A 20,552-nucleotide genomic window follows, 5' to 3' on the forward strand; every position below is an offset into this window, starting at 1 on the left:
CCTTTGCAGAAACAACAAAAAACTGTTTTTTCGTTGTTTTTTTTGCTGGGCGTTTACTTCTGGCTGTTTTTCGGTATGATTAGAAAGAAGCAGCAGACAAATCTTGCAGGGCTTTTTTACTGGTGATTTCACTATGTTCACTCGTTCGAATAGAAGAAACAAGGAAAAACTAGTAGAAACCAGTAGAAAAAACAAGCGAAGAGGAAATAGAAGAAAGGAGCATAACCATGAGTAATCATTACTATACAGAAAATCCTGATACGGCCCATGATTTTGAGCAGTGGTCGTTTGAATTAAGAGGAAAGAAGTTTCATTTTGTGACAGATAGCGGGGTGTTTTCCCGTGACACGGTGGACTATGGCTCGCGGGTGTTGATCGATGCGTTTGAGTGGGGGGAGCTGCCAGAAGGAAGTCTGCTGGACGTTGGTTGCGGCTACGGACCTGTTGGTTTAGCGTTAGCTCATGCGAGTCAACGACCTGTCGAGATGATCGATATCAATCAGCGGGCAGTGGATTTGGCAAAAGGCAATGCCCAGCGTAACGGCATTGAACAGGTAGATATCCATCAATCCAATATCTATGCCCAATTAAATCAACCTGCTTATGCGGCGATCCTTAGCAATCCGCCGATTCGGGCAGGAAAAGAAGTCGTTCATGAGATTTTGACGGGGGCGTTTCCTTTGCTTAAAGTAGGCGGGACTTTAACGATCGTGATCCAAAAGAAACAAGGGGCGCCGAGTGCTCAAAAGAAAATGCAAGAGACCTTTGGCAATGCCGAAATCATCAAAAAAGACAAAGGCTATTACATCATTCAAAGCGTAAAAGAAGCGTAGCTGCTCTTTGATTCTCAACAGATCAAAGGCATCGCCAAGACAAGCGCTGGTTAGCGGCAACTGGACCAGTTGGTTTCTCAAAAAGCCTGTTGTCACCAGCCTTTGGGGCAATCGCAGCTCCGCTAAAAGAGCTGTCTGTATCATCGGGCCATTTTTGATCAACGAAAAAGAAAGTCGCACACTTGTTGAAAGTGTGCTATTTTTTTTGAGAAAAATTTGCTACACTTTAGGCAAGAGAGGAGAGAAGCAGATGAAATTGACGATTAAACAGATTGCTGAAATGGCTGGCGTCTCTGTCACGACCGTGTCGCAGATCCTAAACAATAAAGGCAGCCGTTTTAGTGAAGAAACCCGAAAGCGGGTCTTAGATATCGTAAATAAATATCACTATAAGCCGGATTTTTTTGCTTCGAATCTTATCAACCGCCATTCAAAAACGATCGGAATGATCGTGCCTGATGTGACGGATTTCTTTTTCTCTAAAGTCATTGAAGGGGCGGAAAGTTATTTCAATCCACTAGGTTACATGCTAGTGTTATGCAATTCGCGCCACAGCCAAGAAAAAGAGGTTCAATATTTGAATGAACTGTCTCATCGTTCGGTAGATGGCATCTTATTAGCGACGCCGCATTTGCTGCCAGAGGATTATTCCTTGAAGAGCGGGTTCTTTGATGACCGACCAATTATTTTAGTCGATCGTGGGATCAATCAGCGGGACAATGGTCGTTTGATCGTGAAAGAATACGAAGGCGCCTACCAAGCCGTCAGCTATTTGATCAAAAATGGTCACCGCAACATTGCGATGCTCAAAGAAATCACCGGCTACTATCAATTAGAGGAACGGTTCAATGGCTATCGCCATGCCTTAAAGGATCATCAGATCCCTTTTAAAGGCCGATATGTAGAAAATGCTGAATTAACGGTTACTGGCGGGTACGAAGCAACGAAGGAATTATTGAAGTACAAAGAGATCACAGCGTTCTTCTGTGGCAACGATGCTATGGCGATCGGCTGTTATCAAGCGATTTATGAGGCGGGCAAAAAAGTACCAGAAGACTACTCGGTGATCGGCTTTGATGCCTTGAAATTATCGGAATACATCACACCACCGCTTACCACGGTCATGCAGCCGACTTTTGAGATCGGGTTTACCGCAGCGAAGTTTTTAGTGGACGCCATTGAGTTTCCGACACGGCGAATTCCAAATAAGATTTTTGATACAAAATTAATTATTCGTGAGAGCGTGAAGACATTGACAAGCGAGAAATAATGCGGTATATTTCTTCTTGTAAGTGTTTTCATAGTTTTGCGATATTTAGTAAACTGTTTTACTAAAGTGGTTTACCCTACGAAAAATTATTGTATAATGTTAAAGGAAGCGAGGGTCATTTCGATGCGAATGGTGGATTTAATTGAAAAGAAACGTGACGGCAAGTCATTGACGAAGGAAGAAATTGACTACATTGTAACTGCGTATACTGAAGGAAGTATTCCAGATTATCAAATGAGTGCCTTGTTGATGGCTATTTTTTATGTAGATATGACAGATGAAGAGATCACGAACTTAACGCTAGCAATGGCAAATTCTGGTGAAGTGATCGACCTATCCTCAATTGAAGGAATCAAAGTCGATAAGCATTCGACTGGCGGTGTTGGTGATACGACCACATTGATCTTAGCGCCCTTAGTGGCTAGTGTTGGCGTACCAGTTGCGAAAATGTCTGGGCGCGGCTTAGGCTATACTGGTGGGACGTTAGACAAGCTTGAAGCGATCCCTGGATTTAAAATCGAGCTTTCTGAAGCCGACTTTATCCGATTAGTCAACGAAAGCAAAGTGGCCGTGATCGGTCAATCAGGAGATTTAGCTCCTGCAGACAAAAAACTGTATGCCTTACGAGATGTGACGGCAACGGTTAGTTCGATCCCATTGATCGCCAGCTCGATCATGAGTAAAAAAATCGCGGCAGGTGCCGATGCGATCGTGTTAGATGTAACCACAGGCGATGGCGCCTTTATGAAAAACTTGGAGGATGCCAAACGCTTAGCCCAAACGATGGTCCGCATCGGAAAATTGGCAAATCGCCAAACGATGGCAGTCATTTCTGATATGTCACAGCCTTTAGGGGAAGCGATCGGCAACAGTTTGGAAGTGGTGGAAGCCATTGAGACACTGCAAGGAAAAGGACCGAAAGACTTGGAAGAAATGTGCTATGCACTGGGCAGCCAAATGGTCGTTTTAGCGAAAAAAGCTGATTCATTGGAAGAAGCACGCCAACTGTTGGAAGAAGCCCTGCATTCAGGCAAAGCGTTAGAAAAATTCAGACAGATGATCACAGACCAAGGCGGAGACGCTACAGTGATCGATGACCCGAGCAAGATTTTGACAGCGAAATATGAAGTGGAAGTCCCAGCGAAAACGAGCGGCGTGGTGACGAAATTAGTTGCCAATGAGCTAGGGATCGCGGCGATGATGTTAGGGGCAGGTCGTAAGACCAAAGACGAAGACATCGACCATGCAGTGGGCATCAAATTGCATAAGAAAGTTGGCGAATCCGTAAGCAAAGGGGAATCGCTATTGACGATCTATAGCAATACCGAAGCAATCGAGGATGTCAAAGCATTGATCGACCAAAATATTGAAATTGGGGAAGATGGCGCAGAACCGCCATTGATCCATGACATTATTACAGAATAAGGAGCGAATAAAAATGGAATTGAATCGCATGATCGACCACACGATTTTGAAAGCAGACGCAACGGAGGAAGATGTTTTACGAATCATCGAAGAGGCAAAAACCTATCACTTCTATTCTGTCTGCATCAATCCAACGTGGGTTTCATTAGCAGCAGAAAAATTACAAGGCGAACCAACGGCTGTTTGTACCGTGATCGGTTTTCCTTTAGGGGCAAACACATCTGAGGTCAAAGCTTATGAAACAACAGATGCGATCAAAAACGGCGCAGATGAAGTCGATATGGTAATCAACGTAGGTGCCTTGAAATCAAAACAATACAAAAAAGTTCAAGCAGACATCGAAGCAGTCGTTGAAGCAGCCAAAGACAAAGCGCTTGTCAAAGTAATCATTGAAACAGCGTTATTAGACAACGAAGAAATCGTCAAAGCCTGTGAATTAGCCAAAGCAGCTGGTGCAGATTTCGTGAAAACCTCAACTGGCTTTTCAACTGGTGGGGCAGTCGTTGAAGATGTTCGCTTGATGCGTGAAACAGTAGGACCAGAAATGGGTGTCAAAGCTTCTGGTGGTATCCACAACGAAGCAGAAGCTGCAGCTATGGTGGAAGCGGGCGCAAACCGTTTAGGAACAAGCGCAAGTGTTGCTATCGTGACTGGCTCAACAGGTGCTGGCTACTAAGCCTAGCATCAAGTAGCAAAAAATAAAAATAAGAGCGGGGAAGACAATGACAATAGCGAAAAAAGAGTGGATCGACACCGCCGTTTCCGCCTTAGATAAAGCGTATGTGCCGTACTCTAAGTTTCCGGTCGGTGCTTGTCTCGTTGCCAAAAATGGTACGATATATCAAGGGATCAACATTGAAAATGCCTCATATGGCTTAACAAATTGCGCAGAACGAACCGCTTTTTTCAAAGCCGTTTCTGAAGGCGAAAAAGAGTTTCAACATTTGGTTGTGGCGGGTCATACGCCAGAACCGATCTCTCCTTGCGGTGCTTGCCGCCAGGTCATGGTGGAATTTTGTGCGCCAGATATGCCGGTGACCTTAGTCGGCGATGATGGTGTCATCAAAGAAACCACGGTAGAAGGCCTATTGCCTTATTACTTCACGAACAAAGATTTATAAACCATGTTCATTCAGTCGATGCGGCTGTTGAAAAAAACTATATTTTTAGGGGGCTTTACAGCAATGAAAAAAGCAAAATTATTTAGTTTAGGTATTGTTGCAGTAGCTGGGTTGACTTTACTTGGTGCTTGTGGCGGAGGAAATTCAGGTTCAACTGATTCAACTGGCGGCGGTTCTGCAGACGGTACGACTGATGCAGCGCATAGTGTCGCAATCGTTACCGATATCGGTGGGGTGGATGACCGTTCATTCAACCAATCAGCGTGGGAAGGCTTAGAAGCATGGGGTGAGGAACACGGGATCGCTCGCGGTGCTGGTGGTTATGACTACGTGCAATCAAATGAAGCTTCAGAATACACAACCAACGTAAATGGTGCCGTTCAAAATGGTTTCAAAACAGTTTTCGGTGTGGGTTACTTATTGAAAGATTCAATCGCAGCAGCAGCTGACCAAAACCCTGATACACAATTCGGGATCATCGATGATGTGATCGAAGGCAAAGACAACGTTGTTTCAGCAACGTTTAAAGATAACGAAGCAGCTTACTTAGCTGGTTTTGCCGCAGCGTATACAACCAAAACAAACAAAGTCGGCTTCATCGGTGGTGAAGAAGGCGTCGTTATCGACCGTTTCGAAGCTGGTTTCATGAAGGGTGTTCAAGACGCAGCTGAAAAATTAGGCAAAGAAATCACGGTTGATCCTCAATATGCAGCATCATTTGGTGATCCTGCTAAAGGGAAAGCATTGGCAGCTTCAATGTACCAAAGTGGCGTTGACGTAATCTTCCACGCATCTGGTGGTACTGGTGCAGGTGTCTTCCAAGAAGCAAAAGCAATCAATGAACAATTGAACGAAGCAGACCTAGAAGATAAAAAAGTTTGGGTCATCGGTGTAGATAGCGATCAACAAGACGAAGGAAAATACACAACTGCTGACGGCAAAGAAGATAACTTCACATTGGCTTCAACATTGAAAGGTGTTGGCGCAGCGGTACAAGATATCTCAACTCGTGCGTTGGAAGACAACTTCCCTGGCGGCGAACATATTGTTTACGGCTTGAAAGATGGCGGTGTAGACATTACTGAAGGATTCCTTTCAGATGATGCCAAAGCAGCGATCGAAACAGCGAAACAAGACGTGATCGACGGCAAAGTAGAAGTACCAGAAACACCTGAAAAATAAAGTTGTTCTTTTCGGTTATCTTGCCCTAGTTTAGGGCAAGATGATCGTCATTGGATTACTATGTTGATGAAAGCTACGGGTTTTCATGAGGATAGTAATCATCCTAAGCAATAGCAATTATTTTTTTGACATGACGAATGGTTTGTATAAGCGAATTAGAAAGTAAGGATGTGAGTAATTTGGCTGAGGAAAAATATGTTGTAGAAATGCGTCATATCACCAAAGAGTTTGGAACGTTCAAAGCCAATGACGATGTCAACTTGCAAGTAAGGCCAGGAGAAATCCACGCATTGCTTGGTGAAAATGGAGCGGGCAAGTCGACCTTGATGAATATGCTGTCAGGATTATTGGAACCAACATCTGGTGAAATCTGGATGAATGGTGAAAAAGTGAATATCACGAGTCCGACCGCAGCAAACAAATTGGGGATCGGTATGGTGCATCAGCATTTCATGCTGGTAGACGCCTTTACTGTAACAGAAAATATCATTTTGGGGAGCGAACCCCATCATCTCGGTGTGTTAGATCGCAAGAAAGCCCGCAAAGAAATCAAAAAAGTTTCTGAGCAATATGGTTTATCGGTTGATCCAGATGCCTATGTGCGTGACATCTCTGTTGGGATGGAGCAACGGGTAGAGATCTTGAAGACTCTTTACCGCGGCGCAGATGTACTGATTTTTGATGAACCAACGGCAGTTTTGACACCGCAAGAAATCGAAGAGCTGATCGAGATCATGCGCGGATTGGTGCGTGAAGGCAAATCGATCATCTTGATCACCCACAAACTGGATGAGATCAAAGCGGTGGCAGACCGTTGTACAGTTATCCGTCGGGGACAAGGGATCGGCACTGTCAATGTCAAAGACGTCAGCTCGCAACAGTTGGCCGATATGATGGTTGGTCGTTCTGTGTCCTTCAAGACACCGAAGAAAGAAGCGTCACCAAAAGAAGTCGTGCTTTCTGTTGAAAACTTAGTCGTAAAAGAAAACCGTGGCTTAGAAGCAGTCAAAAACTTAAGCTTAGAAGTACGTGCAGGTGAAGTATTGGGGATTGCTGGGATCGATGGCAATGGGCAATCAGAGCTGTTACAAGCCATCACTGGTTTACGGAAAGTCGAAAGCGGCAAGGTCTTGCTGAATGGTGATGACATCACCAACTTCAAGCCTCGGAAAGTCACCGAAGCCGGCGTTGGTCATGTGCCAGAAGACCGCCATAAATACGGGCTTGTCTTGGATATGATGTTATCAGAAAACATCGCCTTGCAAACCTACTACAAAAAACCTTTGAGTAATGCAGGTGTCTTGGATTACGGAGAGATCAACGAGTTTGCTCGTGATTTGATTCAAGAATTTGACGTACGAACAGTCAACGAGATCGTACCAGCACGGGCATTGTCCGGCGGGAATCAACAAAAAGCGATCATTGCACGAGAAATCAGCCGTGATCCTGATCTATTGATCGTTGCCAATCCGACCCGTGGGTTGGATGTTGGAGCGATCGAATTTATCCACAAACGCTTGATTGAACAGCGGGATAAGTTCAAAGCGGTGTTGTTAGTCAGCTTTGAATTAGATGAAATTTTGAATGTATCAGACCGCATTGCTGTTATTCATGCTGGTGAGATCGTTGGGGTCGTTGATCCGAAAGAAACATCAGAGAAAGAGCTTGGCTTGTTGATGGCAGGGTACTCCTTGGAGGAAGCAAGACGAGAGCTGCAAATGGAGGAAGTAGGTGGTTCGGTTGAATAACCGCAAAGAAAAGATCCGCAATATATTAGTGCCGATCATCGCTGTCTTGTTAGGATTCGTCCTTGGCGGGATCATCATGGCGGCCTTCGGCTACAGCCCGATCACAGGGTATACACAAATGTTTCGGACCGTTTTTATCAACGGACAAACAGGTGGGTTAAATGCCCGCAACATTGGTGAGATTTTTGTTACAGCAGGACCATTGATCTTTACCGCTCTGGGGTTTGCCGTTGCAAACTCAGCCGGATTCTTCAATATCGGTCTTTCTGGTCAAGCGCTAGCAGGTTGGGTTGCCAGTATCTGGGTCGCACTAGCGATGCCAGATGCGCCTCGGTTGGTGGTCTTGCCATTAGCCGTGATCGTAGGGGCTTTATGCGGGGCGATCGCAGCTGCGATTCCTGGTTTCCTACGGGCATTCTTTGGAACAAGTGAAGTCATCGTGACGATCATGATGAACTATATCTTGCTTTATACGGGGAACCATTTAGTCAATAATGTGATGAGCGAATCCATGATCACGACAAAAGGGGTCACAAAAATGGTGGGGGAAAATGCCTCCATGCAGACGCCGTTTCTAGCAAGCATCACGAGCAACTCTCGCTTGAACTTAGGGATCTTCTTAGCCTTGATCTTCTTAGTTTTGGTTTGGTTCTTGATGAAAAAAACCACTCTTGGTTATGAAATCCGCGCGGTGGGCTTGAACCCAAGCGCTTCTGAATATGCGGGGATGAGCAGCAAACGGACGATCATTATCTCCATGATCATCTCTGGAACGCTTGCTGGATTAGGTGGAGTCGTTCAAGGACTAGGAACGTTTGAAAACTTCTTCGTTCAAGGGTCATCATTGAGCATCGGGTTTGACGGTATGGCTGTATCCTTGTTAGGAAGCGGCTCATCGATCGGAATCTTGCTTTCAGCCCTCTTGTTCAGTATTTTGAAATTAGGTGGACAAGGCATGCAGTTTGCAGGTATTCCATCTGAATTAGTCGATGTCAATATCGCAATTATTATTTTCTTCGTAGCGATCAGCTTTGTGATTCGTTTCTTGTTGGCAAAAATCTTTGACGGCAAAAAAGAAGCGCTGGTCGTACAGGAGATTGAAGCCCAACCAAACGATCAAGATCAGGAAGGAGGAACCATCTAATGGATATTAGTTTAATTTCTTCGATCGTCACTCAAACATTGATTTATGCGTCTCCTCTGATTTTGACGGCGCTAGGTGGCGTGTTCTCAGAGCGCAGCGGGATCGTTAACGTGGGTCTTGAAGGAATCATGGTTATGGGTGCTTTTAGCTCGATTGTTTTCAATATTGAATTTGCGTCACAATTTGGTGCGTGGACACCATGGTTAGGGATGCTCGTCGGCGGACTTGTCGGTGTGGTTTTCTCCTTGCTGCATGCGGTGGCAACCATCAACTTCCGTGCCGACCACATCATCAGTGGTACGGTGATGAACTTGATGGCACCAGCTTTGGCTGTGTTCTTAGTCAAAGCGATCTACAACAAAGGGCAAACGGATAACATCCAACGGACATTGGGGTATTTCAATTTCCCGATTCTTAAAGATATTCCTATCATTGGCCCGATTTTCTTTAATCAAACATTCTTACCGGCGTACTTCGCTATTTTGATCTCAGTGATCGCGTGGTTCGTGATTTTCAAAACACGCTTTGGGTTGCGTCTTCGTTCTGTCGGTGAGCATCCACAAGCAGCGGATACCTTAGGGATCAATGTTTACGTGATGCGCTACTCAGGTGTCTTGATCTCTGGTTTCCTTGGCGGGATGGGCGGTGCCTTGTTTGCTCAATCGATCGCGGGTCGCTTTGCCGTGACAACGATCGCCGGTCAAGGATTTATCTCGATGGCTGCGATGATCTTTGGTAAATGGAATCCACTTGGTGCAATGGGAGCTGCGATTTTCTTCGGTTTTGCGCAAAACATCAGTATCGTAGGTGGCCAACTGCCAATCATCTCTTCCATTCCAGCGGTTTACTTACAAGCTGCGCCTTATGCCTTGACGATCATCGTGCTCGTTCTTTTCCTTGGAAAAGCCGCTGGTCCGAAAGCTAACGGGAAGAACTACATTAAATCTAAATAATTTTTTCAGTATGAAAGGGTGGGGCTATGGGACATGAATGTGTTGCTGTGTCCTGCCCTTTTTCTATCCTCTGGGTGAAAGGAACACATCAGGAAATTTCCAAAGCAACCCAGCGCAATTTTTGCTTAAGTTTAGTATGATAGAGGTAGTAGATCCGCTTGTAAAAGCATAAAATAAAGAAAGTAGGGAATAGAATGTTTAAACGTGTACACTTGATCGTGATGGATTCAGTCGGAATTGGTGAAGCACCTGATGCGGCAGCTTTTGGTGATGTCGGTTCAGATACGTTAGGCCATATTGCAAAAGAAGCAGGCTTGACGATCCCTCACTTGGAACAATTAGGCCTAGGGACGATCCGTCCTTTAGAAGGCGTGAAGGCGGTAGCTGACCATGATGGGTATGCAACCAAATTGGAAGAAGTTTCCGTTGGGAAAGATACGATGACGGGGCACTGGGAGATCATGGGCCTGAATATCCAAAAACCTTTCCGCGTATTTCCCGATGGGTTTCCCGATGAATTGTTGCAACAGATCGAAGCGTTCTCTGGACGTAAAATCGTCTGCAATGCGCCGTACTCAGGGACAGCAGTCATTGATGACTTCGGCGAACATCAAATGAAGACAGGCGATTTGATCGTTTACACCTCGGCTGACCCAGTGTTGCAGATCGCTGCGCATGAGGAAATCATTCCATTAGAAGAATTGTATCGTATTTGTCAGTACGTTCGGGACATCACGAAAGATGAGCCATATATGATCGGCCGCATCATCGCGCGTCCGTATGTCGGTGAGCCTGGAAACTTTACTCGTACGAGCAATCGTCATGACTACGCACTCGATCCATTTGGCCATACAGTATTAGATTCCTTGAAAGAAGCTGGAAAAGATGTGATCGCCGTTGGGAAGATCAATGATATCTTCAACGGACAAGGAATCACCGATTCTGTACGGACGAAGAGCAATATGGACGGTGTGGATCAGTTACTGAAGGTGATGAAACAAGACTTTACGGGTCTAAGCTTTACGAACTTGGTCGACTTCGATGCGCTTTATGGTCACCGTCGCGATGTCGTAGGGTATGCCCATGCCATTGAAGATTTTGATTTGCGTATTCCAGAACTTTTAGAAGCAATGGGAGACGAGGATCTGTTGTTGATCACAGCTGACCACGGCAATGACCCAACCTTTACGGGAACGGATCACACGAGAGAATATGTGCCATTATTAGCGTACAGCAAGAAATTCCAAGGCCAAGGCAAATTGCCACAAGGCTACTATGCGGATATTTCCGCAACGATCGCTGAAAACTTTGGTGTTTCAGCTACAGAAAACGGAACAAGCTTTTTACAACATTTAAACTAGAGGTGATGAAATGACAACGTTACATGAGAAATTACAAGAAACAACGGCATTTATCCAAGAAAGCGGCGTCGGTGAAGTGGAATTTGGGTTGATTTTAGGATCTGGCTTAGGTGAATTAGCCGATGAGATCGAAAACCCAATCGTGTTGCCTTACAACGATATCCCGCATTTTCCTGTTTCGACAGTGGTCGGTCATGCAGGACAATTGGTCTATGGAACATTAGCTGGGAAAAAAGTCTTAGCGATGCAAGGACGATTCCATTATTATGAAGGCCATTCGATGCAGACGGTCACTTACCCCGTCCGTGTGATGGCGGCATTGAAAGCTCACTCTTTAGTCGTGACCAATGCCTGTGGCGGCGTAAACGAAAGCTTCCAGCCGGGAGACTTGATGTTGATCACCGATCAAATCAACTTTATGGGGGACAACCCACTGATTGGTGAAAACGAAGAAGAAATGGGGCCACGTTTCCCAGATATGAGCCAAGCCTACCATTTGCCTTATCGGGAAGCGGCACAAAAAGTTGGTGCATCAAAAGGATTGCACTTAAAAGAAGGCGTTTATATGGGCTTCTCAGGTCCTACGTATGAAACGCCAGCAGAGATCCGCTTTGCTCGGACGATCGGTGCCGATGCTGTCGGTATGTCGACTGTCCCGGAAGTGATCGTTGCTGTTCACAGTGGCTTGAAAGTCTTAGGTGTTTCTTGTATCACAAACTTGGCTGCTGGTATGCAAGCGAGCTTGAATCATGAAGAAGTCGTGGAAACGACGGAACGGGTCAAGGCAGAATTTAAAGCGTTGATCAAAGAAACGTTAGCAGTACTATAAAAAGCAGACCAAAGGAGAAAAACGAATGAGCGTTCATATCGAAGCAAAAGCAGGCGAGATCGCAGACAAAATCTTGTTACCAGGTGATCCACTGCGGGCAAAATATATTGCTGAAACATTTTTAGAAGACCCGATCTGTTACAACAACGTTCGGGGGATGTTGGGCTATACAGGCGTTTATAAGGGCGAGCGGGTCTCTGTCCAAGGAACCGGCATGGGCATGCCTTCAGCGAGTATCTATGCCCATGAATTGATCAACTCTTACGGCGTGAAGAAATTGATTCGGGTCGGTACGTGTGGTGCCATCTCAAAAGATGTCCACGTGCGTGATCTTGTGATTGCCCAAGCGGCAGCAACAAGTTCATCGATGGTAGCAAAAAACTTCCAAAGTTTCCATTTCCCACCAATCGCTGACTTTGCACTGTTGCGTAAAGCCTATGATACAGCGATTGAATCAGGATTTACGACTCACGTCGGCAATATCTTATCTGAAGATACCTTCTACAAAGATGACATGACGGAAACGTTACAGTTGGCAGACCTTGGGGTGATGGGTGTTGAGATGGAAGCCGCAGCCTTATACTATTTAGGGGCGAAATTCCACGTTCAAACCTTAGCGATCTGTACCGTCAGCGACCACATCATCACTGGAGAAGAAACAACGCCAGAAGAAAGACAAACGACATTTAACGACATGATCAAAGTTGGCTTAGAAACAGCGATCACGTAAAAAAGATACCGCAGGATCGGTGCATGAACGATGCGAAGGCTGCTTGCTTTTGATAAAGCAAGCAGCCAAATCGTATTGGTTTGCATGCAACCGAGAATGTGTTATCTTTTTTTGTTGGCAAAAAGCCACGAAGAAGCGTTGCACTTTTGCCAGAAAATGGTTTAATGAAAAGAAAAGGTGTAAAAAGGAGACGAGACAATGAATAATTTTACGTTTCATGTAACGACGGACATTCGTTTTGGGAAAGACCGTCTGAACGAGCTGCCAGAAGTACTGAATACATTTGGAAAAAACGTCTTGCTAGTCTATGGTGGCGGCAGTATCAAGAAAAACGGTTTGTACGATGCAGTCATGGCGCAATTGACTGCCAACGGCAATCAAGTCACTGAATTGACTGGTGTCGATCCAAATCCACGAATCGAAACCGTTCGTCAAGGAGCCGCTCTTTGTCGTTCAGAAAAGATCGACGTCATTTTAGCTGTTGGCGGCGGTTCTGTAATTGATTGCAGCAAAGTGATCGCTGGGGCGGCTTGCAGTGAGCAAGAGCCTTGGGACTTAGTTCTTTCCAGAAGCTATCAAGGACCAGCGATTCCATTAGTAACGATCTTGACCCTTGCGGCTACTGGCAGTGAAATGAATCGCGGCGCGGTGATCTCTAATCTAGAAACGAAACAAAAACTTGGTGTTCACGGACCCGAATTTTTACCGAAAGTATCTTTTTTAGATCCAACAACGACCTTTAGTGTCAGTCGCTATCAAACGGCTGCCGGTTCAGCGGATATCATGAGCCATCTGATTGAAAATTATTTCAGTAAAACAGAAGGAACAGATGTCCAAGACGGTGTAGCAGAAGGATTGCTAAAAGCAGTCATTAAAAATCTGCCCATCGCATTAAATGACCCCACAGACTATGATGCACGGGCGAATTTGATGTGGGCGAGCACCTTAGCCTTAAATGGTTTGACTGGAAGCGGCAAGGGTGGTGCTTGGTCTTGTCATGCGATGGAGCATGAGTTGAGTGCGTTTTATGACATTACCCATGGCATCGGCTTAGCGATCCTGACCCCACGCTGGATGCTTCATGTATTGAATGAAGAAACGGCGCCGAAATTTGCGCGGTTTGCTAGAGAAGTCTTTGGTGTCCAAGAAGCAGTGCCAGAATTAGCTGCCCGAATGGGGATTCAAAAACTGTATGACTTTTTTGCTTCTTGCGATATTCCGATGACTTTGCCAGAAGTAGGGATCGCCGATGACACCCATTTTGCTGAAATGGCGGCTCAAGCAGTTCAATTCAGCTCTATTGCAACAAATGCGTATGTACCGCTGCAAGAAGAAGACGTGATTGCAATCTACCAAGATTCCTTGACTCCTTCAACCTATCTTTAATCATAAAAAAGACCGTTCCTGCAACTTGGTTGTCGCGGAGCGGTCTGTTTATTTACCCTTCAGAAGAAAAAGCCAAACGGGCCATTAGCTGATCTGCAATCAAGGCATGTCCTGCAGGAGTGGGGTGCACCCCGTCATCGCCTGTCAGTGCCTGCGGGGAGCTAGCAACGGCTGCTTCGGCAAACAAGCCATCCAGCGGCAGTAGCTGACAATGAAAGGCGGCAGCTAAGCGACGAACGATTTGGATTTTCGGATCAAGATCGATCCGCCAGGTTTGACGATCTTCAGGATATGGCAAAACAAAAGGTTCCAGTAAGAAAATGCGCGTGATCCCCTGTTGGGTCACTTGTTCCAGAATTTGACGGTAGGTTTCCTCAAAGGACGTTGCGGCCTCTTCTGAACCAAAATCGGGACCACCGGCATTGTGCCACGTGTCGTTGATCCCAATCATAAAGACCAAGACGTCAGGTGCTAATTGAAGGCAATCTTCTTGGAGACGGGCTAAGACGTCGGCAGCTTTGTTGCCGCCGATCCCCCGATTATAAAAGGTAAAGTCCGCAGTGGGGAATTTCTCTGCCAGCTGATCGGCAACGAGACGGGCAAACCCATGTCCTAAATCGTGGGGATCTTGGCGATCACGATCGCAATCTGTGATGCTGTCACCTAAAAATAAAACGGTATCATTTTTGACTAGTTTCATAGTAAGCTCCTTTCGAGTACGCCCTCAATTATAAAAGAGGGGGGAGGAGATGCCAATAAAAAAACTGCCCTTTTTTAAAAAAGGGCAGCGATAAGCGAGGCTTATAAGTAGTATTTTTTCGCAACAGTCAAATCATCGTTCAATTCATAAACAAGTGGTTGACCAGTTGGGATCTCAAGATCCATGATATCTTCGTCAGAAATACCTTCGATATGTTTTGCTAATGCACGTAGAGAGTTTCCGTGAGCCGCAACTAAGACAGTTTTGTCGTCTTTTAATGCTGGGGCGATTTCATCTTGCCAGAAAGGCAATGCACGTTCTAAAGTAACTTTTAAGTTTTCTCCACCAGGTACGTCGCGAGGGTCAAGCATTGCATAACGACGGTCGTTTGCAGCAGAACCTTCATCTGAAGCTTCCATCAATGGAGGTAAAACATCGTAAGAACGACGCCAGATGTGTACTTGTTCGTCACCGTATTTTTCAGCAGTTTCTTTTTTATTTAAACCTTGTAATTTACCGTAATGACGTTCGTTTAAGCGCCATGATTTGATCGTTGGTACCCAAAGTTGATCAGAATATTCTAAAATGTAATTACAAGTTTTGATGGCACGAGTTAAAACAGATGTGTAAGCAACGTCAAATTCGATGCCTGCTTCTTTGATTTTACGTCCGCCTTCGATTGCTTCTTCGACACCTTCTGGCGCTAGATCAACATCAGCCCAACCGGTAAACTGGTTTAATTTGTTCCATTCGCTTAGTCCATGACGAGAAAATACTAATTTTGGCATGTAAAACTCTCCTTTAGATATTCGATATTTTTCTGAAATTTTCAATTCCGTATTTATTGTACACTCTTTCTCAAAGAATTTCCATGGTTTTGGAGGAAAAGCTGGGGGAAAACGCCATTCTTAAGGAAAAACAAAAGGGGATCATTAAAAAGAGGACCGCTTTTGTTTCATGCTGTTCTAGGGGGAGTCGACAACTATGAACGTAACTTGTTCCATTCTTCTTCGGATAATTTTATGTATTTATAGCATGTACCTACAGAAACACCGCATTTTTCAGAAATATATTGAATCGTTTCTTTTTTCTCGTAGTACAATTGACGGATTTTTTTGATCGTTTTCGGATCGATTTTTGGACGACCGCCAATTTTGCCTTTTTTGCGGGCTTTATTTAAGCCGACCAGCGTGCGCTCTTTGATGAGTGAGCGTTCCATGATCGCAAGTCCTTCCATTAAATTGAAGTAAACCTGTCCCATCGGACCGCGGGTATCGATTTGTTCTGCCAGTGAAACCAGATGAAGCTCTCGCTGTTTTAATAGATCAGTGAGATCGGTCAGCTGTCTGGTGGTTTTCCCTAAACGATGCAGTTCCGTAACGACTAAGGTGTCGCCGGGCTGCATTTGTGCCACCACTGACTCCAATGAATGATTTTCTTCACTTTCTTCCACGCTAAATGTCTCATGGAAAAATTCATGACACCCAAATTCTTCGAGCTTGTTTAATTGTTCACTTGTTGAGTTGTCGGTGATCGTTGAACGAGCATAGCCTATGATTTTCATAAACCCTCCTACCTTTCCCTTTTTATTGAATGTATCATAATTATTTCTTAAATGATAGGGTAATTTGCACAAAAAATAATAAAAATTAAGTCGATTGAAGAAAAATAACGAAAAAAAGAGAAGCATTATTGCTCCTCTTTTTTGTTTCCTTTATCTAACGTGCTTGGTACTCGGGCCTTCAGGCAATCCGACAATGATCGTATGGACCATATCCAAAAACAGACCGTGTTCAACCACGCCCACTGTAGCATCTAATTCCTGTGCCAACTCAGTAGGAGCGGTGATCGTTTCTAGATGAAGATCGATGATGTAATTGCTGCAATCGGTTTTTAACGGTTCGCCTTCTTCATTCAGACGCAGTTTTGGATGGTAGTTTTTCTTCTCGAACAGACGCAACAGCTGTTGGCTGCCATAAGGGATCACTTCCACTGGCAACGGGAAGGCACCAAGTGTTTCGACCATTTTCGATTCATCAACGATCCACAAGACTTTTTTGGAGTTAGACGCCACGATTTTTTCGAATAAAAGGGCTGCACCGCCGCCTTTGATGCCATGATAATCCTGGCTGATCTCATCTGCACCGTCGATCGTTAGATCCACAGCGTCCACTTCATCGATGGTGCGAATCGGGATACCTAATCCTTCTGCTTGTTTTTTCGATGCCCAAGAAGTTGGGACACCCGTGATCGATAGACCTTCTTCTTTTACACGTCGACCCAGTTCTTCAATCATGTAGTAGGCTGTTGAGCCAGTGCCCAAGCCAACCACCATGCCATCTTTTACATAACTAGCCGCTTCAATGCCGACCATTTCTTTTAGGTTCATTTTCTTCCCGCCTTTTTTAAATAAATGCTTTGTCTCTATTATATAGGAAGAAGCGCAAAATTTGCGGATTTTTTCGTAACAGATTTCTTTTGAAAAAAGCTTAGGAGGATACTTGACAGGTAAGAATAAGCATGATATTCTATCAAAGGTGCTTTATCTACAGGTCTCTCGTTGGAGACGTGCTGACTGTCTATCAAAGCATAGTTGATATGAATGCAGAGAATGCATTATTTTTTATCGCAAAAAAAGAACCACCTGGATGTGTGGGACTATAAAGCGAATCAAGGAAGGAGGACAACTAGGGATGCCTACAATTAATCAATTAGTACGTAAACCTCGTAAATCCAAGGTTGAAAAATCAAATTCACCAGCATTGAACAAAGGATATAACAGTTTCAAGAAAGCTCAAACGAATGTTAACTCACCTCAAAAGCGTGGGGTAGCTACTCGTGTGGGAACTATGACACCGAAAAAACCGAACTCAGCTCTACGTAAATATGCGCGTGTTCGTTTGTCAAACTTGATTGAAGTGACAGCTTATATTCCAGGTATCGGACACAACTTACAAGAACACAGCGTGGTCTTGTTACGTGGTGGACGTGTAAAAGACTTACCAGGGGTACGTTACCATATCGTTCGTGGTGCATTGGATACTGCCGGTGTTAACGATCGTAAACAATCTCGTTCTAAATATGGTACAAAACGTCCTAAAGCTTAATCTTTAAGACAAACAGATCAAATGAATCTTATTTAAATCAGAACTGATATCTCGGAAGGAGGAGTTACGGATGCCTCGTAAAGGTCCTGTTGCAAAACGTGATGTTTTACCAGATCCTATTTATAACTCAAAATTAGTAACTCGTTTGATCAACCGTGTAATGGTTGATGGTAAACGCGGTGTTGCTGCAAATATTATCTACAATGCTTTTGGCATTATCAAAGAATCTACAGGAAATGATCCATTGGAAGTTTTCGAACAAGCAATGAAAAACATTATGCCTGTATTGGAAGTTAAAGCTCGCCGTGTCGGTGGTTCTAACTACCAAGTACCAGTAGAAGTACGTCCTGAACGTCGTACAACTCTAGGTCTTCGTTGGGTGGTAAACTACGCTCGTTTGCGTGGCGAACACACAATGGAAGAACGTCTTGCAAAAGAAATCATGGATGCAGCGAACAACACTGGTGCTTCTGTGAAAAAACGCGAAGACACACACAAAATGGCGGAAGCCAACCGCGCATTTGCTCACTATCGTTGGTAAGATCCTCACTGCTTTTTATTGGAAGGTACTGAGACAACCTTAGCTTAAGTTAAGTAAGAATGAGAGGGGAACAACCTAGAATGGCAAGAGAATTTTCGCTAGAAAAAACTCGTAATATCGGGATCATGGCCCACGTTGACGCTGGTAAAACAACGACAACTGAACGTATCCTTTATTACACAGGTAAAATCCATAAAATTGGTGAAACACATGAAGGTGCTTCTCAAATGGACTGGATGGAACAAGAACAAGAACGTGGGATCACAATCACTTCTGCTGCGACAACTGCGCAATGGAAAGAAAACCGCGTAAATATCATCGACACACCAGGACACGTGGACTTCACAATCGAAGTGCAACGTTCATTGCGTGTACTTGATGGTGCTGTAACTGTGTTGGACTCACAATCAGGTGTAGAACCTCAAACAGAAACAGTTTGGCGTCAAGCGACAGATTACCGCGTACCGCGTGTTGTATTCTGTAACAAAATGGACAAAATTGGTGCAGACTTCTTATACTCTGTATCAACTTTACATGATCGTTTACAAGCAAATGCTCACCCAATCCAATTACCAATTGGTGCGGAAGATGACTTTACTGGTATTATCGACTTAGTAAAAATGAAAGCTGAAATCTACACAAATGACTTAGGAACTGAAATCCAAGAGACTGAAATTCCTGAAGAATACGTAGAATTAGCTGAAGAATGGCGCGAAAAATTAATCGAAGCTGTTGCTGATACTGATGAAGAACTAATGATGAAATTCTTGGAAGGTGAAGAAATCACTGAAGAAGAATTGAAAGCTGGTATTCGTCAAGCAACATTGACTGTTGACTTTTTCCCTGTTCTTTGCGGATCTGCCTTTAAAAACAAAGGGGTTCAATTGATGTTGGATGCAGTCATCGACTACTTGCCTTCACCACTTGATGTTCCTGCGATTAAAGGGATCAATCCTAAAACAGACGAAGAAACTGATCGTCCGGCTGACGATGAAGCACCATTTGCTTCATTAGCATTTAAAGTAATGACTGACCCATTCGTAGGTCGTTTGACATTCTTCCGTGTGTATTCAGGTATCTTGAACTCTGGATCATACGTATTGAATGCTTCAAAAGGCAAACGCGAACGTATCGGTCGTATCCTACAAATGCACGCCAACACTCGTGCTGAAATCCAAACAGTATACTCAGGCGATATCGCCGCTGCTGTTGGTTTGAAAGACACAACAACTGGGGATACACTATGTGATGAAAAATCACCAGTAATCCTTGAATCAATCGAATTCCCAGAACCAGTTATCGAAGTCGCTGTTGAGCCTAAATCAAAAGCTGACCAAGATAAAATGGGGGTTGCTTTACAAAAACTTGCTGAAGAAGATCCATCATTCCGTGTGGAAACAAACGCTGAAACAGGCGAAACTGTTATCGCTGGTATGGGAGAACTTCACTTGGACGTCTTAGTTGACCGTATGCGTCGCGAATTTAAAGTTGAAGCAAACGTAGGTGCGCCTCAAGTTTCTTATCGTGAAACATTCCGTGCAGCAACACAAGCGGAAGGTAAATTTGTACGTCAGTCTGGTGGTAAAGGTCAATACGGTCACGTATGGGTCGAATTTACACCAAACGAAGAAGGTAAAGGCTTCGAATTCGAAAACGCGATTGTCGGTGGTGTGGTTCCTCGTGAATACATCCCAGCAGTTGAAAAAGGACTTGAAGACTCAATGGCGAACGGTGTCTTAGCCGGTTACCCATTAGTAGACATCAAAGCAAAACTTTATGATGGTTCATACCATGATGTCGATTCAAGTGAAACTGCCTTCCGTGTTGCAGCTTCTATGGCTTTACGTGCTGCAGCGAAGAAAGCAAACCCAGTAATTCTTGAACCAATGATGAAAGTAGTTATCACTGTACCAGAAGATTACTTAGGTGATGTTATGGGTCACGTAACTGCTCGTCGTGGACGCGTAGAAGGAATGGAAGCACACGGTAACTCACAAATCGTGAACGCAATCGTGCCATTAGCTGAAATGTTCGGTTACGCAACAACACTTCGTTCATCAACACAAGGTCGCGGTACGTTCATGATGACATTTGATCACTATGAAGATGTACCTAAATCTGTTCAAGAAGAAATCATCAAGAAAAACGGCGGCAAAGCTGAATAATTGATGGAAGTATAGGAAATTAAGTAAAAAGCTATATTTTTTTCTGAGTTTCGTGTA

General features: G+C 44.4%; 20 protein-coding genes. 16 read left to right on the forward strand and 4 right to left on the reverse strand.

The window, feature by feature from the left end; all coding sequences use genetic code 11:
* The first annotated feature begins 227 nt into the window (after positions 1–227).
* The 13 genes from IGI72_RS01180 (at position 228) to IGI72_RS01240 (ending at position 13,982) form a co-directional block, all read left to right on the forward strand.
* Positions 228–833 (forward strand): class I SAM-dependent methyltransferase, encoded by a 606-nt coding sequence (locus IGI72_RS01180; protein ID WP_438752762.1) that lies wholly within the window; start codon positions 228–230, stop codon positions 831–833.
* A gap of 250 nt (positions 834–1,083) precedes the next feature.
* Positions 1,084–2,103, forward strand: coding sequence for a LacI family DNA-binding transcriptional regulator (locus IGI72_RS01185; RefSeq protein WP_005226832.1), 1,020 nt, complete (start codon positions 1,084–1,086; stop codon positions 2,101–2,103).
* A 123-nt stretch (positions 2,104–2,226) separates the two neighbouring features.
* Entirely contained in the window at positions 2,227–3,528 is a 1,302-nt protein-coding gene (locus tag IGI72_RS01190; protein WP_005226834.1) for a pyrimidine-nucleoside phosphorylase, read from the forward strand.
* Positions 3,529–3,541: 13 nt separating this feature from the next.
* Entirely contained in the window at positions 3,542–4,204 is a 663-nt protein-coding gene (deoC, locus tag IGI72_RS01195; protein WP_005226835.1) for a deoxyribose-phosphate aldolase, read from the forward strand.
* A 46-nt stretch (positions 4,205–4,250) separates the two neighbouring features.
* A complete protein-coding gene (locus IGI72_RS01200; protein ID WP_005226837.1) occupies positions 4,251–4,649 on the forward strand; it encodes a cytidine deaminase in 399 nt (132 codons plus the stop codon).
* A 63-nt stretch (positions 4,650–4,712) separates the two neighbouring features.
* On the forward strand, positions 4,713–5,831 hold the full coding sequence (locus IGI72_RS01205) for a BMP family lipoprotein (protein ID WP_015508805.1): 1,119 nt from the start codon (positions 4,713–4,715) through the stop codon (positions 5,829–5,831).
* 137 nt (positions 5,832–5,968) lie between these two features.
* Positions 5,969–7,579 carry an ABC transporter ATP-binding protein gene (locus IGI72_RS01210; protein ID WP_005232559.1) on the forward strand — a complete coding sequence of 537 codons (1,611 nt, stop codon included), beginning with the start codon at positions 5,969–5,971 and terminating at the stop codon, positions 7,577–7,579.
* Entirely contained in the window at positions 7,572–8,723 is a 1,152-nt protein-coding gene (locus IGI72_RS01215; protein WP_005226844.1) for an ABC transporter permease, read from the forward strand. Before IGI72_RS01210 ends, IGI72_RS01215 begins: the two co-directional genes overlap by 8 nt.
* Entirely contained in the window at positions 8,723–9,676 is a 954-nt protein-coding gene (locus IGI72_RS01220) for an ABC transporter permease (protein ID WP_005232556.1), read from the forward strand. The genes IGI72_RS01215 and IGI72_RS01220 overlap by 1 nt, the downstream gene beginning before the upstream one ends.
* 194 nt (positions 9,677–9,870) lie before the next feature.
* Positions 9,871–11,037, forward strand: a complete 1,167-nt coding sequence (deoB, locus tag IGI72_RS01225; RefSeq protein ID WP_015508806.1) for a phosphopentomutase — start codon at positions 9,871–9,873, stop codon at positions 11,035–11,037.
* 10 nt (positions 11,038–11,047) lie between these two features.
* Positions 11,048–11,866, forward strand: coding sequence for a purine-nucleoside phosphorylase (locus tag IGI72_RS01230; protein ID WP_005226849.1), 819 nt, complete (start codon positions 11,048–11,050; stop codon positions 11,864–11,866).
* A gap of 25 nt (positions 11,867–11,891) precedes the next feature.
* Positions 11,892–12,596 (forward strand): purine-nucleoside phosphorylase, encoded by a 705-nt coding sequence (gene deoD / locus IGI72_RS01235; RefSeq protein ID WP_438752765.1) that lies wholly within the window; start codon positions 11,892–11,894, stop codon positions 12,594–12,596.
* A gap of 198 nt (positions 12,597–12,794) precedes the next feature.
* Positions 12,795–13,982 carry an iron-containing alcohol dehydrogenase gene (locus IGI72_RS01240; RefSeq protein ID WP_010748609.1) on the forward strand — a complete coding sequence of 396 codons (1,188 nt, stop codon included), beginning with the start codon at positions 12,795–12,797 and terminating at the stop codon, positions 13,980–13,982.
* A 52-nt stretch (positions 13,983–14,034) separates the two neighbouring features.
* Here IGI72_RS01240 and IGI72_RS01245 read toward each other — a convergent pair whose 3' ends face one another.
* From IGI72_RS01245 to rpiA, 4 genes are all read right to left on the reverse strand, one after another.
* Positions 14,035–14,682, reverse strand: a complete 648-nt coding sequence (locus IGI72_RS01245) for an SGNH/GDSL hydrolase family protein (RefSeq protein WP_438752767.1) — start codon at positions 14,680–14,682, stop codon at positions 14,035–14,037.
* 101 nt (positions 14,683–14,783) lie between these two features.
* Entirely contained in the window at positions 14,784–15,470 is a 687-nt protein-coding gene (gene gpmA / locus IGI72_RS01250; protein ID WP_005226871.1) for a 2,3-diphosphoglycerate-dependent phosphoglycerate mutase, read from the reverse strand.
* 194 nt (positions 15,471–15,664) lie between these two features.
* Positions 15,665–16,246 carry a recombinase family protein gene (locus IGI72_RS01255; RefSeq protein WP_005226873.1) on the reverse strand — a complete coding sequence of 194 codons (582 nt, stop codon included), beginning with the start codon at positions 16,244–16,246 and terminating at the stop codon, positions 15,665–15,667.
* Between the two features lie 150 nt (positions 16,247–16,396).
* On the reverse strand, positions 16,397–17,071 hold the full coding sequence (rpiA, locus tag IGI72_RS01260; RefSeq protein ID WP_010748612.1) for a ribose-5-phosphate isomerase RpiA: 675 nt from the start codon (positions 17,069–17,071) through the stop codon (positions 16,397–16,399).
* Positions 17,072–17,375: 304 nt separating this feature from the next.
* Between rpiA and rpsL the strand changes: the two genes are divergently transcribed.
* From rpsL to fusA, 3 genes are all read left to right on the forward strand, one after another.
* Positions 17,376–17,789 (forward strand): 30S ribosomal protein S12, encoded by a 414-nt coding sequence (gene rpsL, locus IGI72_RS01265; RefSeq protein WP_003127956.1) that lies wholly within the window; start codon positions 17,376–17,378, stop codon positions 17,787–17,789.
* A gap of 70 nt (positions 17,790–17,859) precedes the next feature.
* Entirely contained in the window at positions 17,860–18,330 is a 471-nt protein-coding gene (gene rpsG, locus IGI72_RS01270; protein WP_003127957.1) for a 30S ribosomal protein S7, read from the forward strand.
* 80 nt (positions 18,331–18,410) lie between these two features.
* Positions 18,411–20,495, forward strand: coding sequence for an elongation factor G (gene fusA, locus IGI72_RS01275; protein ID WP_005226900.1), 2,085 nt, complete (start codon positions 18,411–18,413; stop codon positions 20,493–20,495).
* Positions 20,496–20,552: the final 57 nt, after the last annotated feature.

This window comes from Enterococcus sp. DIV1059_2 (genome assembly GCF_051713685.1).
GTDB lineage: Bacteria > Bacillota > Bacilli > Lactobacillales > Enterococcaceae > Enterococcus_D > Enterococcus_D casseliflavus.

Bases quoted from the DNA above. Each gene is read 5' to 3' on its own strand.
- IGI72_RS01180 (WP_438752762.1), top strand. From the start codon at position 228: ATGAGTAATCATTACTATACAGAAAATCCTGATACGGCCCATGATTTT.
- IGI72_RS01185 (WP_005226832.1), top strand. From the start codon at position 1,084: ATGAAATTGACGATTAAACAGATTGCTGAAATGGCTGGCGTCTCTGTC.
- IGI72_RS01190 (WP_005226834.1), top strand. From the start codon at position 2,227: ATGCGAATGGTGGATTTAATTGAAAAGAAACGTGACGGCAAGTCATTG.
- deoC (WP_005226835.1), top strand. From the start codon at position 3,542: ATGGAATTGAATCGCATGATCGACCACACGATTTTGAAAGCAGACGCA.
- IGI72_RS01200 (WP_005226837.1), top strand. From the start codon at position 4,251: ATGACAATAGCGAAAAAAGAGTGGATCGACACCGCCGTTTCCGCCTTA.
- IGI72_RS01205 (WP_015508805.1), top strand. From the start codon at position 4,713: ATGAAAAAAGCAAAATTATTTAGTTTAGGTATTGTTGCAGTAGCTGGG.
- IGI72_RS01210 (WP_005232559.1), top strand. From the start codon at position 5,969: ATGGTTTGTATAAGCGAATTAGAAAGTAAGGATGTGAGTAATTTGGCT.
- IGI72_RS01220 (WP_005232556.1), top strand. From the start codon at position 8,723: ATGGATATTAGTTTAATTTCTTCGATCGTCACTCAAACATTGATTTAT.
- deoB (WP_015508806.1), top strand. From the start codon at position 9,871: ATGTTTAAACGTGTACACTTGATCGTGATGGATTCAGTCGGAATTGGT.
- IGI72_RS01230 (WP_005226849.1), top strand. From the start codon at position 11,048: ATGACAACGTTACATGAGAAATTACAAGAAACAACGGCATTTATCCAA.
- deoD (WP_438752765.1), top strand. From the start codon at position 11,892: ATGAGCGTTCATATCGAAGCAAAAGCAGGCGAGATCGCAGACAAAATC.
- IGI72_RS01240 (WP_010748609.1), top strand. From the start codon at position 12,795: ATGAATAATTTTACGTTTCATGTAACGACGGACATTCGTTTTGGGAAA.
- IGI72_RS01245 (WP_438752767.1), bottom strand. From the start codon at position 14,682: ATGAAACTAGTCAAAAATGATACCGTTTTATTTTTAGGTGACAGCATC.
- gpmA (WP_005226871.1), bottom strand. From the start codon at position 15,470: ATGCCAAAATTAGTATTTTCTCGTCATGGACTAAGCGAATGGAACAAA.
- IGI72_RS01255 (WP_005226873.1), bottom strand. From the start codon at position 16,246: ATGAAAATCATAGGCTATGCTCGTTCAACGATCACCGACAACTCAACA.
- rpiA (WP_010748612.1), bottom strand. From the start codon at position 17,071: ATGAACCTAAAAGAAATGGTCGGCATTGAAGCGGCTAGTTATGTAAAA.
- rpsL (WP_003127956.1), top strand. From the start codon at position 17,376: ATGCCTACAATTAATCAATTAGTACGTAAACCTCGTAAATCCAAGGTT.
- rpsG (WP_003127957.1), top strand. From the start codon at position 17,860: ATGCCTCGTAAAGGTCCTGTTGCAAAACGTGATGTTTTACCAGATCCT.
- fusA (WP_005226900.1), top strand. From the start codon at position 18,411: ATGGCAAGAGAATTTTCGCTAGAAAAAACTCGTAATATCGGGATCATG.